This is a genomic window from Chryseobacterium sp. CH25 (assembly GCF_004119455.1).
Classification (GTDB): domain Bacteria; phylum Bacteroidota; class Bacteroidia; order Flavobacteriales; family Weeksellaceae; genus Chryseobacterium.
Genome location: NZ_NRQT01000003.1, coordinates 178,700 through 194,148, shown reverse-complemented (window position 1 = coordinate 194,148; position 15,449 = coordinate 178,700). Strand labels below are relative to the sequence as shown.

Annotated in this window: 8 protein-coding genes; all 8 read left to right on the top strand. The window is 35.1% G+C overall.

The genetic code is table 11. The features are described from left to right. Window positions 1-77 precede the first annotated feature (77 nt). The 8 genes from infB to BOQ64_RS09005 all read left to right on the top strand — a co-directional run bounded on the left by infB (window position 78) and on the right by BOQ64_RS09005 (window position 15,349). Entirely contained in the window at window positions 78-3,035 is a 2,958-nt protein-coding gene (gene infB, locus BOQ64_RS09040; protein ID WP_129057791.1) for a translation initiation factor IF-2, read from the top strand. 567 nt (window positions 3,036-3,602) lie between these two features. Beyond that, window positions 3,603-6,470, top strand: coding sequence for a SusC/RagA family TonB-linked outer membrane protein (locus BOQ64_RS09035; protein ID WP_129057790.1), 2,868 nt, complete (start codon window positions 3,603-3,605; stop codon window positions 6,468-6,470). A gap of 22 nt (window positions 6,471-6,492) precedes the next feature. Beyond that, window positions 6,493-7,956 (top strand): RagB/SusD family nutrient uptake outer membrane protein, encoded by a 1,464-nt coding sequence (locus BOQ64_RS09030; RefSeq protein WP_129057789.1) that lies wholly within the window; start codon window positions 6,493-6,495, stop codon window positions 7,954-7,956. A 91-nt stretch (window positions 7,957-8,047) separates the two neighbouring features. Beyond that, entirely contained in the window at window positions 8,048-9,985 is a 1,938-nt protein-coding gene (locus BOQ64_RS09025; RefSeq protein ID WP_129057788.1) for a putative porin, read from the top strand. Between the two features lie 12 nt (window positions 9,986-9,997). After that, entirely contained in the window at window positions 9,998-11,584 is a 1,587-nt protein-coding gene (gene bshC / locus BOQ64_RS09020) for a bacillithiol biosynthesis cysteine-adding enzyme BshC (RefSeq protein WP_129057787.1), read from the top strand. A gap of 38 nt (window positions 11,585-11,622) precedes the next feature. Then, window positions 11,623-13,575: a LysM peptidoglycan-binding domain-containing protein gene (locus BOQ64_RS09015; protein WP_228448281.1), complete on the top strand. Its 1,953-nt coding sequence runs from the start codon at window positions 11,623-11,625 to the stop codon at window positions 13,573-13,575. A 70-nt stretch (window positions 13,576-13,645) separates the two neighbouring features. Beyond that, window positions 13,646-14,521, top strand: coding sequence for an ACP S-malonyltransferase (gene fabD / locus BOQ64_RS09010; protein WP_129057786.1), 876 nt, complete (start codon window positions 13,646-13,648; stop codon window positions 14,519-14,521). 12 nt (window positions 14,522-14,533) lie between these two features. Then, window positions 14,534-15,349, top strand: a complete 816-nt coding sequence (locus BOQ64_RS09005) for a GYDIA family GHMP kinase (RefSeq protein ID WP_410494838.1) — start codon at window positions 14,534-14,536, stop codon at window positions 15,347-15,349. Window positions 15,350-15,449 lie beyond the last annotated feature (100 nt).

Below are 15,449 nucleotides of genomic sequence, written 5' to 3'. Positions count from 1 at the left end.
ATGTGAAATAAATCTTAATAAGACAGTAAAAAGGAAATACTTTAATTTTAAAAATTAAAAAACAGTAAATAATATAGATGCCAAAAATTAGATTAAATAAAGCGGTTAAGGAATTCAATATTTCGATGTCCAGATTAGTAGAGTTTTTACAGTCAAGAGGTTTCGAAGTTGAAGGCAATCCTAACGCTCAATTGGAAGAATCGGCATATTCTGCATTGGAAGCTGAGTTTGCTAAAGATGGCGAACAGAGAAAGGCTTCCCATGAGGTGGTGATCACTAAAGTTCCGGAAGAAAAGCTGGAAATTGAAGAGAAGAAAACCCCTGAAGTGATAAGAGCTAAAGCAAATAAACCAGAAACTAAAATTTTAGGTAAAATAGATTTAGAACCTGCTAAACCTGAAGTTGAAGAAACACCTGCTGCTCCAGTAGCAACACCGGTTGAAGAAAAGAAAGAAGAAATAGTGAAAGAAGAACCGGAAGTTAAAGCTGCTCCTGAAAAGCAGGAATTTAAAGTTTTGGATAAAATTGATTTGTCTCAGATAGAATCTAGAAATAGACCTGTAAAAAAAGACAAACCAAAAATGGAGGAGAAAAAAGAAGAAGAAAAACCGGTTGAACCTGTAAAAGAAACTCCAAAACCAGTGGTAGAAGAGAAAAAAATAGAAGCTCCAAAAGTGGAAGCTGAACCTGAAAATCAGGAACCTCAAAAAATTGAAACTGTTTATCAGAAACTGGACGGTCCTAAGATCGTAGGTGAAAAAATTGACTTAACTCAATTTGCTCCAAAACCAGGTGCTGGTGCTAAAAAGAAAAGAAAGAGAATTGAAAAGCCAGGCGGCGGAGGTCAGAATAACCAAGGCCAAGGTGGAAACAATCAAAACTCTGGAAATAATAACCAAGGTGGCCAGGGTGGAAACCGTCCGCACAATAACAATGGTGGTGGCCAAGGTGGAAACCGTCAAGGTCAGGGTGGACAAGGAAACCGTCCACAAGGTCAAGGTGGCCAGGGTGGAAACCGTTTCGGAAATAACCAAGGAGGAAACCGTCCAGGTGGCCAAGGTGGTGGATTTAAGAAAGGAGGTCAAAATAATAGACCTGGTCAAAGAGTGATGCCAGTTGAATTAACTGACGAACAAGTTAAAAACCAGATCAAAGAAACCCTAGAAAAACTTACCAATAAAGGAGGTAAATCTAAATCTGCAAAACACAGAAAAGATAAGAGAACTTTCCGTAGAGAACAGGATGAACGTCAGCAGGAGCTTGAAGCACAAGACAGAACACTGAAGGTAACAGAATTTATTACGGTAGGAGAATTAGCGAGCTTAATGAACGTATCTCCAACTGAAGTAATCTCTGCATGTTTCTCACTTGGGGTAATGGTTACCATGAACCAAAGACTGGAAGCTGATACCTTATTATTAGTAGCTGATGAATTCGGATATAAAATTGAGTTCTCTGATGCAGATCTTGAAGATACAGACGCAGAAGATGAAATCGATACTGAAGAAAGCTTAGTGTCAAGAGCACCAGTAGTTACTGTAATGGGGCACGTTGACCACGGTAAAACTTCATTACTGGATTATGTAAGAAAAACCAATGTAATTGCGGGTGAATCTGGAGGAATTACTCAGCACATCGGAGCTTATAACGTGAAACTTGAAAACGGTCAGAGAATTACATTCTTAGATACACCAGGTCACGAAGCCTTTACGGCGATGAGAGCAAGAGGTGCTCAAATCACGGATATTGCAATTATCGTAATTGCTGCCGATGATGATGTAATGCCACAGACGAAAGAAGCTATTGCTCACGCACAGGCTGCAGGAGTTCCAATGATTATTGCTATCAATAAGGTTGATAAGCCAAATGCAAACCCGGACAACATCCGTCAACAGCTTTCAGGTTTAAACCCTCCGGTTTTAGTGGAAGAATGGGGTGGAAATGTTCAGGCTCAGGAAATCTCTGCTAAATTCGGTAACAATGTAGATGTATTGTTGGAAAAAGTTTTATTACAAGCAGAAATGCTTGAATTAAAAGCTAATCCAGACCGTTCAGCTAATGGAGTTGTTATTGAAGCATCTTTAGATAAAGGAAGAGGTTATGTTGCAACCATGTTGGTACAAACCGGAACTTTAAAAGTTGGTGATTATGTAGTAGCAGGTAAAAATCATGGTAAAGTAAAAGCTTTGCTTGATGAAAGAGGAAAGAATCTTGCAGAAGCAGGTCCTTCAATTCCTGCAACAATCTTAGGTTTAGACGGGGCGCCTACAGCAGGTGATAAATTCCGAGTTTATACTGACGAAAGTGAAGGTAAAGCTATTGCAAACAAGAGAGAGCAGCTTCAGAGAGAACTATCTATCAGAACGAAAAAACATACAACGCTTGAAGAATTAGGTAGACGTATTGCTTTAGGAGAATTCAAAGAATTGAATATTATCCTTAAAGGTGACGTGGATGGTTCAGTAGAAGCACTTTCTGATCAGTTACAGAGATTATCTACAGAAGAGATCAGTGTTAAGATCCTTCACTCAGGTGTTGGACAGATCACAGAATCTGATATCAACTTAGCGGCAGCATCAGATGCAATTATCATCGGATTCAACGTAAGAGCTGGTGCAAATGCAAAAGAACTTGCAGATCGTGAAGAAATTGAAATCAGAACGTATTCTGTAATCTATAAAGCTATTGATGAAGTAAAAGAAGCAATGGAAGGAATGCTTTCTCCGGAAATTCAGGAGCAGGTAATTGGTAACGTTGAGATCCGTGAAGTATTCAAGATTTCTAAAGTTGGTTCAATTGCAGGTTGTATGGTTCTTACTGGAAAAGTAACAAGACAGTCTAAAGTACGTTTATTAAGAGACGGTATCGTGAAATTCGACGGAGAGCTTGAAAGCTTGAAGCGTTTCAAAGATGATGTAAAAGAAGTAACAAAAGGTTACGAATGTGGATTGAACTTAAAAGGATACAACGATATTGAAATCGGAGATATTCTTGAAGTTTATGAAGAAGTAGCTGTTAAGAAAAAGCTGAAATAATATCAGATAAATATATAAAATAAGCCGTCTCATTGAGACGGCTTATTTTTGTTTATGCTTTTGGTGTTTTTTCTTAAAGTTTATCAAAATAGTTTAAGAGGGCGTTCTCTTTTTTGTGAGTTAATTACTGGTTTAAAAAGTAGTTAAAATGTTAAAATATTTTTTTTGTAGATAATAATACTTTGATGTAGTTAATAGCCTGTCTAGTAGGTTTTTTGAAGAAAAGGGTTGAAATTGTAGAGACATATATAAAACTTTATATATCGTTAAAATTGATTGATTTTTTTTCATTTAAACACCTATTTAATTGAAAATTAGCACTATTATAATTTAGATTCATTATAAATAATTTTTTTTATGTCAAATTATTAATTGTTAAAGCTGTTTTTAGAGGGTTTATTTTTTGTTTTTGTAGGTAAATGTGTTAAAATATTGAGGATCTTTCTGTTTTAACAGGGGTGTTTCTGTTGTATTATGAATGAAAGTGAGCTTTCTGTGCATATTAAATTTGCTAGTGTTAATATTTATTAACATATTTGCCTCTAAAATATATTAAAATTTGTTAATATGAATGTTAAACTACGTGTATTAAGTGCTGGAGCATTGTTCTTCTTGGGACAGGTTGCTTTTGCACAATCAACAAAGAGAGATACAGCTACAAAAGAAACGAAAATTGAAGAGGTAGTATTAACTGGAGCTTTTGGTACAAAACTTACGCCAGAACAATCCATTGGATCTACTTCAACTGTAAAAGCTGCTGAACTAGAGAAGCCTGCGGCTATTTCTATTGATAATGTTTTACAAGGTAAAGTTGCAGGTTTATACTCGTCTGCAAGTTCTGGTCAGCCAGGAGCAAGTACTATTACTTTAATTAGAGGTCTTACTTCATTAACTGGTAATAACGAGCCTTTATATGTAATTGATGGTGTTGCTGTACAGTCAGGAGATATTGCTGGAGCATTAACATCTCAGAATGCACTTTCCTTGATTAACCCTTCTGATATTGAGGATATTCAAGTATTAAAGGATGGTGTTTCTACAGCACTATATGGATCCAGAGGAGCTGCTGGGGTTGTCCTTATTAAAACAAAATCAGGAAAGAAAGGGAAGTCACAAATAAACTTCATCAGTGAAATTGGTGGAAGTAGCGTTGCGTTTGAAAAATTTAAAATGACAAACGCATCTGAGCATACTCAGTTATTTGGTTTGGCATTATATAATTCAGGGAATGCAAGTTCATTACAGGGAGGTTATGATTTAGCTAAATCTGAATTTGATTGGGATGGTGTTACTGACACTGATTGGAATAAATTAGCAAGAAGAAATACTCCATCTTATAATAGATATAATTTCAGTTATACCGGAGGAACTGAAAACTTTAAAATATTTTCTTCCTTAGGATATTTGAAGCAAGAAGGTTTGGCTAGAAATGCAGAGTTCCAGAGATACTCAGGATCTTTAAAAGGAGATTGGAATGCATCTGATAAATTAAAAATGCATTTTAATATCAACTTATCCAGATCTATTCAAACAGGAGCTACTGATGGATCTTCTTATTCTAACCCAATATTCTCAGCAAGACTTTTGTCACCAACACAAAAGCCATATAATTCTGATGGATCATATAATACGAATTTATACTTTCTAAATCCTGAGTTCAACCCAATCGGGATAGAAAATGAAAATATTGAAAAGGGAACTTTTGATAAAGTTATTTCAAGTGTAGGTGCTGATTATAAAATTTTACCATATTTAACTTTCTCAACCAATTTTGCGATTGATAATACTCAGTCTAGAGAAATGATTTACTATAATCCAGATTTTGGAGACGGTAATTTTGATGGAGACGTAAAAGGAAATGGTTATTTGTATGGTTATAACAAAAATCTATTTACATGGGATTGGTATTCATTCTTACACTTCAATAAAAAGTTTGGTGAAAAACATGATGTTTCAGCTTCCATTGGTATAGAAAGTTATACAACTGAAAATAACAACAGTAATTGGGATGCTCAAGGATTCCCTGCAGGAACTAGAATTCCTTATGCTGCTGTAGCGGCAAACCCTTCATCTACTCCTTCTTCTAACTTTACAAGGATTACAGATGTAGGTTACATGGGTAGATTTGCGTATACTTATAACAGATTTGTTACCTTATCAGGATCATTTAGAAGAGAAGGAAACTCTATATTCAGTGATTATTGGGGGAACTTTTATGGTGTAGGAGCTAGTGTGAACCTTACTAACTTAAATATCTTGAATAATGTATTCAGAAATTTAGTGGTGAGAGGATCAATCGGACAAAATGGTAACCCATCTTTAACTGCTTATCAGAAAGCTGCACTATATGCTTACTCAGGTGACTATCTTGCATCAAATGCAGGTTATATTTTCCAAACAGGAGCATACCCTGGAGAGAGATTAAAATGGGAGGTATCTGAAAAAATTAACTTAGGGGTAGATTTCAGTACAAAAGGAAATAATAACCTATACGGTACTGTTGACTTCTTTAAGAACAGTAACAAAGATCAATTGTTGAGTTTCCCAATTCCTACTAGTGGATCTGGATTTACAGGTATTACAAGAAACCTTGGTAGTACAGTTTCTCAAGGAATTGAAACAACATTAGGATTTAGAAGAAATACAGAAAACTTTAGCTTTGATACTAAATTCCTTTACACTTACAATGAGAACGTAATCAAGTCTTTAGGGGCAGGAGGAGCTACTACAATTGTAAGGAACGGAAGCAAGGCTTGGGCAGTTGATCACAATCCAACTGAATACTATTTACGTTTATGGGCTGGTGTTGATCCTAAAAATGGAGATCCATTATGGTATACAGATGAAACACGTACAGCAACAACAAACAGTTCTTCTGTTGCTAAGCAAGTGTTTACAGGAAGAAGCGCATTGCCTAAACATATGTTAAACTGGCAGACTGATATGGAGTATAAAAACTTTAAATTAAGTTTCCAATTTAATTTCTTAGGAGGGTACTCTGTATATGACCGTTGGGCATTTATCTATGACGGAGATGGTCAGTATGCTAACGTAAATTCATTTAGTGATGCATTATACAATTCATGGACGCCAAGTAATCCTAATGCTACCAGACCAAAATATGTATTTGGAGGTAACAGAAACTCAACTGCTGCTTCAGACAGATTCTTATATGACGGAGATCACATTCGTTTAAGACAAGTTGAGCTTGGATATAAGTTTACTAAGAACGTTTTGAATATTGATGGTGTTAATGGTATTTATGTATATGTAAGAGGGGTAAACCTTTGGACGTATGCATTTGATAAAAAATTATATTTCGATCCAGAAGCGAATTCGAATGCATGGACTTATACTTCAGAGAACATGGGGGTTTATGATCAGACACAACCTAACATGAGACAGTATATTATGGGGGTTTCAATCGATTTTTAAATTTATTAAATAGTTAAACATTATGAAAAATATAAAGAGAAAAATAAATACATTAGCTGTTGTCAGTTTAGGTTTATTAGTGACATCTTGTGGGGAGGAAGGGTTTTTGAAGCAGGAAAATCCGGTAAATCCACCAACAGAAACAGCTATTAACAATGAAAAGACATTAGAAATTGCAGTTAAGGGACTATATCATTTAATGCAAACCAATAATGATGGTTCTCAGAACTCTTATGGTGCATTGATTCCTACATTAAACGAATTGTTAGCAGATAATGGTTTTGTAAGTTTACGTAACTCTAATAGATTCTCAGCTACCAGACAACCTACGTTAACTTTCTTTGTAAGACAAAGTGGGGATATTCAGACATTGTGGAATTCTCTATATAAGATTATTGCCAATGCCAATTATATCATTAGTAAAGAAGGTACAATCAGCGATGATATAACAACAGATCCACAAACACCAGAAAACTTATTTGCTCAGGCTCACTTAGTGAGAGCAATGTGCTACCATACTTTGATTACTTTCTTTGCTGATAATGTAGGAGGAGCAAACCAAAGCTTAGGAGTTCCTATTGCATTAAAATATGACCCTTCTCAAAAGTTATCAAGATCTTCTGTACAGGCAGTATATGATCAGATTAAATCCGATTTAAATGCTGCTCAGAATATTCATGATGTAAATGAAAGTACTAGTGGAAAAACTAATCTTTTAGGTAAGGCAGCATTGGATATGATGTATTCTAGATATTATCTTTCTATTAAAGATTATGCTAATGCAAATCTATATAGCCAGAAAGTATTGGATAATGCAAACTATACTCTTTTACCTGCAAGTGGAGTAGCTAGTTTCTTTACTGCAGAAGGGCAGCCGGAAACAATCTTTGAACTTCAATATACTCCTAACGATCAGCCAGGTGCCAATGATGGTATCACAGCAACTTGGTATTCAGGAGGAAGATACAGACAGAGTTTTGCAACCAGAGCATTTTATAATCAATACAGTGCGACGGACGTTAGAAAGAATGCTTGGTACAGTTTAACAGGTATTGGAGCACCAAGTATTACAACTTTCCCTGATAATCCTAAGCCAGTAGATGTAAAAAAATACACTACACCGGATCAGGATATTATCGTCATGAGAAAAACAGAAGCTGTATTTAACCAATTGGAAGCTTTATATTATACTAATCCGTCTTCTGCTTTAACTAAATTAGTTGCTTGGGTAAGTACTTATAGAGATCCTAGTTATGTATTTGCAGGAACAGGAACAGCTCTTCTGGATGAGATCTTGAAGCAAAAGAATATGGAATTCTTCCTTGAAGGATTTAGATATAACGACTTGAAAAGAAATGGTAGAGGGTTTACTAATCCACAAACTACAGTTACTTTAAGTCCGGGTATGAAAGAATTTCAGGCTTTACCTGTTCCATTACAGGAACAGAATGCTAACCCAAATGTTCAACAGTATCCTGGTTATTAATCTATAATGATCATATTATATACAACCCCTGCTCTAAGCAGGGGTTTTTTATTTACTATTATTTCTTATTTTTGCTGTACAATAATGAATAATGAAGTATATCCTTTTCATAATCACTTTCTTCGGATTCGCTGCCAATGCACAGGTTGTTAAAACAGAAGATGCCCAAACATCCAAGAAACCGGAAGATACTCTGGTGATAGACTCCGGGAAGAAAGATTCCTTAAAAATTTTTAAACCTACCATCAATGATTACCAATATCAGACTCAGTTCTCAGAGAAGAAAGTTTTTGATACAGTAATGACTTTTGATAAAACGTATATTTTTTCACAATATAATAACAATGATAATTTCGGAAGAGTACAGCCTGCCAATATCGGATCGGGTTTTAATCCTCTTGTATTTGAAGTGAATCCAGAACAGAACTTATCTTTATTACCTTCCAATAAAGCATATATGATCCTGGGAGCAAATGATGTAAAGTACTACGATGTGAAGACACCTACGGCAACATTTATCTATCATAATGCAATGAGAAACGGTGCTGCGCTAAGATCTACCTACACTCAGAATATTGGGAAAAGATTCAATTTTGCCATAGAATATATGGGACTTCGTTCACAGGGGCTTTACAGAAATTCCCTGGCTGCGAACAACAATACCATATTCTCCGGACATTACGTTTCGAAAAGTGGAAACTATGAATTGTTTACGCATTACCTTCATCAAAATGTTAACAACCAGGAAAGTGGGGGAATTACTGAAGATAACCTGTTTCAGAGTGGAGACAGCAATTATAAAAACAGACAGAATGCTCAGGTTAATCTGGCTTCAACGAGTTCTCAATTCGCTTACAGAAGATATTATCTGAGCCATCAGTTTACACCTTTCAACGCTGAAAAGTTCCCATTCCGTATAAGACATACTATTTTCCACCTAGGGAATAAATACTACTACAATCAGGGTGCCTTGGAAGGATATTGGTATAAAGATGCTACAGAGCTAGTCAGTGGATTTCCTTTAACAACCAAAAAATATTCCAGCAATCTGAGCAATACTTTGAGCTTAGTTTTCGATAATGAAAAATTCAAGTTAGATGCAGGAGTCCGTTACCAGATGCTTAAATTTGGAATCGATAATTTAGTAGCACTCGATGGGGTGCCTTTTCCTGCTGAGCTTAAGGAAAACAGAATTGGTGCTGTAGGAAATCTGCAGGTGAAACTTTGGGATAAAATTCAACTTAATTCATTCCTTGAATTTTCAAACGGAAGTCAGTTTAAAAGTTACTTAAGAACTACAAATAACCTGAAGTTTGAACCGATAAAGGATTATTTTGTAAACGCAAAAGTAAACTTCCAGAGCGCTTATCCATCATTTAACTACTTGTTGAATACTTCTATTTATAATAACTTCAATTATTATCTTGAAAATGCGAAGAACCAATCTGTGATGGAGCTTGGGGGAAGTATTAACCTGAAGTGGTTTAAAACAGAACTTTTTGCGAATTATTTCAGAATTGATAATTATACTTATTTTGACAGTAATTACACACCAAAACAAAGTGAAAATTCACTGAATATTTCTCAGATTGGAGGTGATGCTACTTTCAGTTACGGGAAATTCCATTTGAATACGAGACTGCATTTCCAAAATGCATTAACTAATAAAAATCTGCTTCCAATGCCAAGTTTTGTAGGAAGAGCCAATTTCTTCTATCAGACACAGGCCTTTAAAAAAGCTGCGGAAATTCAGGCAGGGCTTAAAGTATATTATTTCTCTAAATTTAATTCTAGAGAATATTTCCCTGTTCTTAATGAATATATACTTCCTGGAACTAATTCATTCTCTATTGGAGGACAGCCAATTGCTGATCTATACATTAATATGAAAGTGAAAAAAATGTTCTTTTTCATAGAAGGGCAGCAGATAGGAACTGTTATTTCTACTAACAAAGCATACGCATTTCCACATTATCCGGTCTATGATTTCAGATTGAATATCGGGATCGTATGGTATTTGTTCAACTAAAAACGATACAGGTTGAAAACAATTAATAAAATATCATTTAATGATATAGAAAGCATACCTCAATTAGTAAAAGATTTTTTGAATCAGAATATTGAGGGTTTTGAAAATAAAACATTTTCTGTAGAGCATTTTAGCCAGCAGATTCATCTTAAAAAAGATTCCTTTTCTTCAGAGCAGAGGAATATTTTATCTGATGTATTTACAAAGCAGCTGTCAGGCCTTACTCTTTCATCAAAACAGAAAGAAAATATTGATAATCTAAAGTTGCCTAACACCTTTACCATTACCACAGGACATCAGCTGAACCTGTTTTCTGGGCCTGTTTTCTTTGTCTATAAAATTTTGCAGACGGTTAAAACCTGTACCTATCTTAAAGAACACTTTCCGGATTTTAATTTTGTTCCGGTATATTGGATGGCTTCTGAAGATCATGATTTTGCTGAAATCAACCATTTTAAAACGGAAAATAATTATTATGAAATTAATGAAAAAACCGGTGGACCTGTAGGCAGAATCAAGATTAATGATACTTACTTTATCTCTGAATTTGAAAAAGAATTCAAAGATTCAGTTTTCGGTACAGAATTGATCTTAATGCTTAAAGAAGCCTATAAAGTTGGAAATACTTTGACGCAGGCTATTCAGATTTTGGTGAACCGTCTTTTTTCAGAATTCGGATTACTGATACTGGATGGTGATTCAAGAGAGCTTAAAGAACAGATAAAAGAAGTTTTTAAAGATGAGCTCCTTCATTTCAGTTTACAGAAAACTTCAAAAGATAAAGTAGATTTCCTGACTGAAAAGTATGGGAAAGTACAGGTGAACCCTCGTGAAATTAATCTTTTTTACCTTTCTGAAACGAGAGATAGAATTGATTTTAACGGACAGAAATATTTTGTTGTAGATACCAATACTCAATTTACAGAAGAGGAAATTCTTGCAGAACTTGAAAATCATCCTGAAAAATTCAGTCCAAATGCTTTAATGCGTCCGGTATATCAGGAAAAAGTATTGCCAAACCTTGCCTATATTGGTGGTAATGCTGAAATAATGTATTGGCTGGAACTTAAAGATTACTTCTCAAAATTAAATATCCCTTTTCCTATTCTGATTCCAAGAAACTCTATGCTTTTTCTTAAAGAGAAGACTTTAGGAAAAATTCAAAAGTTGGATCTTACTATAGAAGATTTTTTTCAGAATTTTACGACAATTACGAACCGTAAGATTTTAACAGATAATCCTATTTTAGAATTACTGAATAAGAAAGAGGAAATACTGATTAATGATTTCGCTGAGTTAAAAATATCTGCAGAAACCACTGAGAAATCCTTCGGAAATATGGTGAAAGCTGAAGAAGTAAGACAGCTGAAATCATTTAAAAGAATGAAAAAGCGTCTTCTTCATGCAGAAAAAATAAAACAGAGTGAATTGTTGGAAAGGCTTGAAAATCTGTTTTTAGATGTACATCCTTCCAAAACGTGGCAGGAAAGAGTTTTCAACTTTAGTGTATTCTTTTCAGATGAAGGATATCCATGGCTTGAAAATTGTTTGGAAGAGATGGTGGTTCAAGATTCCAAATTAATAATTGTTGCCATTTAATTTTAAAGAAGTATTTTTGTAAATTATAATTATCGAATATGATAAAGAGGTTTTTTATTCTATCCAGTTTATGTATGGTTTTGGGAGTTTCAGCCCAGAAATCACATACCGTTGTACAAGGTGATAACCCTTACAACATTGCAAAAAAGTATGGAATAACTGTAGATGAATTGCTGAAACTAAACCCAAAACATAAAGATGGCAAGCTTGCTATTGGAGATGTTTTAACCGTAAAAACAGAAAAAGCTGCAGCTCCGGTTGCTCCTAAAACTGTTGCTCCTGAAAAAGTAGGAACAATTGCGGGAACTCCGGTAGGTAAAATTATTTTACAACCTAAGCAAACAATCTACGGGATTACAAAACAATACAGAATCTCTGAAACAGATCTTAGAAAGCTGAATCCTGAACTGGATTCTCACATGAAGATTGGAGATGAGATCACATTACCTCTTACCAGCATCAAAAAATATGGTGGAGATCAGCCTACTGTAACAGCTACAGTAACAAAGCCTGTAGAAACTCCTGTTGAAAAAACAGTAACAGCAACAGCTACACCTGCTGTTGAAGGAGAAACTTATGTAATCCAGGCTAAAGATAATTATTACAGAATTACAAAACAGTTTGGAATCAGCCAACAGGACCTTTATACCTTAAATCCAGGATTGGAAGAAAAAGGATTAAAGCCTGGAGAAACGATCAAAATAAAAAAAATACATACGGATTCTGTAACGGAAACAACCAACTCCAAAACAAAAATGGATTCTGGGAATGAAAGTTCTTCAACCGTTTCCAATAATGTAGCTAATGTAGTAGTTGGTGATGATTATGTTACCTATACCGTTCAACAGGGAGATACCGTATTTTCCATTGTTAATAAGTTTGGAGTAAGTATTGATGAATTAATTGCTCTTAACCCAGATCTTTCAAAAGGATTAAAAGCCGGAATGGTGTTAAAAATCAAAAAGCAGGATCCAGCTTATGTTAAGAAAAACGGTGATGCGTTAAGTGTTGTATTGATGCTTCCTTTTGGATATAGTACCAATGAAACACAATATAGAAGCATGGCTCTGGATTTCTTAACAGGAGCTAAATTAGCTATTGAAAGAAATGCAAGAGGAGGTCAGAAACTGGATATCAAAGTTGTAGATTCCGGAAACGAAGCTTCTTTCAAAAACTCTCTAACGCAAATCAATCCGGATAATACGGACCTTATTATTGGGCCATTCTTTAAGTCCAATGTAATTGATGTGTTAGATTTTACTAAAAATCAAAAAATTCCTGTAGTGGCACCATTTGCCAATACACCGGAATTATACAATTATAGTAATCTGATTATTGTGGAAACGAATAATCAGACTTATGCAGATAAACTTGTAGAAGAAGTTAAAGCAGTATATTCAGATCAAAAAATATATGTAGTGGCAGATACTAAAAAAGAAAATGCCAACTACATCAAAACCGGGCTTGAAAAAGCAGTGAAAAATCCTAATATCGTTATTGTAAACTCTCCAGCAGATATTCAGTTGGATCAAAACATGATGACAGGGCAGTCTGCTCCGGTTATTGCTGTTCTGGCCAATGATGATATGGGAGAAGCTTTCGCTAATAAAGTGATTGCCCTTTCTAAAGAAGTACAGGGAGTAAAAGCATTCAGTATGTTCTATTCTCCTGTTTTTGAGAAGAAAGTGGATGATTTGAGCCAGGCTAGTCTGGTATATCTGATGGACAGAAAAATCAATACAGAGGGGAATTTTGAAAAAGAGATCCTGGCAGCTTATAAAAACAAATACTGCAAGACTCCACCAAAATACGCTATTGTAGGTTTTGACGTTGTTAATGATATGTTGACAAGAGAAAACAGAAAAGGAGAAATCTTCAAACAAATGAATAAGGTGCAGACTCAGCTTGCTACCAAATTTGAGTTTGTAAAATCTAAAGCAAATGGTGCTTATGTAAACACTGGTTACAGAGTAATCAGGTTAGTACCTTAGATGATTTATCTCTGTTTCAGAGATTATTGTTAACATTATAGTTATATTTGCATAATATTTAATTCAATACATGAAAGCACTTGTATTTCCAGGGCAGGGTTCTCAGTTCGTAGGAATGGGAAAAGAATTGTATGATTCTAGAAAAGATATTAAAGATCTGATGGAATCTGCCAATGAAATTTTAGGTTTCGATATTCTTTCCATTATGTTTAACGGAACGGATGCGGATCTTAAAAAAACAGAGGTTACCCAGCCTTCAATTTTTATACACTCAGTAGCAGCATTAAAAGCAGTAAATGGTCTTGGAGCTGAAATGGTAGCAGGACACTCTTTAGGAGAGTTCTCAGCATTGGTAGCTAATGGCGTTTTATCTTTTGATGATGGTTTGAAATTGGTTTCTGAGAGAGCTAAAGCAATGCAGGAAGCTTGTGATGCAAATCCAAGTTCAATGGCAGCGATTTTAGGTCTTGAAGATGCTAAAGTTGAAGAAATCTGTGCGCAAATCAGTGGAATCGTAGTTCCGGCAAACTATAACTGCCCGGGGCAATTGGTAATCTCAGGAGAAACTCCTGCAGTAGAAGAAGCTTGTGCTAAATTAAAAGAAGCAGGAGCAAAAAGAGCTTTATTATTACCGGTAAACGGAGCTTTCCATTCACCATTGATGCAGCCGGCTCAGGAAAGATTAGCAGCTGCTATCGAAAACACAAAATTCAGAAAAGCTACTATTCCTGTATATCAGAATATCACTACTACAGCAGTAACAAACCCTGATGAGATCAAACAAAATCTTATCGATCAGCTTACTGGTCCTGTAAAATGGACTCAGTCTGTACAGAATATGATTAAGGATGGGGCATCTAACTTCGTAGAAGTAGGACCAGGAAAAACCCTTCAGGGATTAATCAAAAAAATTGACGGATCTGTAGACTCTACTTCTGCAATCTAATTAATAAAAAATATGAGCGCGATATTTTCACCGGGCAAGCTTATGCTTACTTCAGAATATTTCGCAATCGATGGAGCTCTTGTCTTAGCGGTACCAACCAGGCTGGGACAAGAGTTTTTCTTTGAAGAAAAAGAGGATAAACAGTCTTTAATTCTTTGGGAAGCTCTTCATCAGAACAAACCTTGGTTAAAAGCTGTCATTGATTATAAAACATGGCAGATTCTGGAAACCAATATTCCATCAAGCGCTGAATTTATTGTAAAAACATTGAAGAATGTTCAGCAGCTTTCTACTACAAAATTCAAAAACGACTTTACTTACCATTTAAAAACCAATCTTCAGTTTCCTGCTGATTATGGACTTGGAAGCAGTTCTACATTAATGAACAACCTTGCTGAGTGGTCTGAAATAGATCCTTTCTATTTAAATACAATCAGTTTGGGGGGAAGCGGATACGATATTGCCGTTGCCAAAGAAAAATCTGCAGTACTTTTTCAGAGCAAGCCGGAGATCAGATATGAGAAGGTAGATTTTAATCCATCCTTTAAAAATGAACTGATATTTATTCACTTAAATCAGAAGCAAGATAGCCGCGAAGGAATCAATCTCTATAAATCAAAAAAGAAGTCTCAGGAATTGGTGAATGAATTTTCAGATATCACAAAGAAAATTTTATTATGCAGTGAATTGGAAAATTTTTCTGAACTAATGATGATTCATGAGCGTAAAATTTCCGATTTTATTGAAATTCCCACAGTTAAAGAAAAGATATTCTCAGATTGCCCTGTATTGTCAAAAGTTTGGGTGCCTGGGGTGGAGATTTCGTGATGAGTGCCAAATTTGGGGGCTTTAAAGACTATTTTTGGGAGAAAGGTTTTACTACTGTTTTTGAATGGTCAGATTTAATTAATTTATAATCAGTAATTTA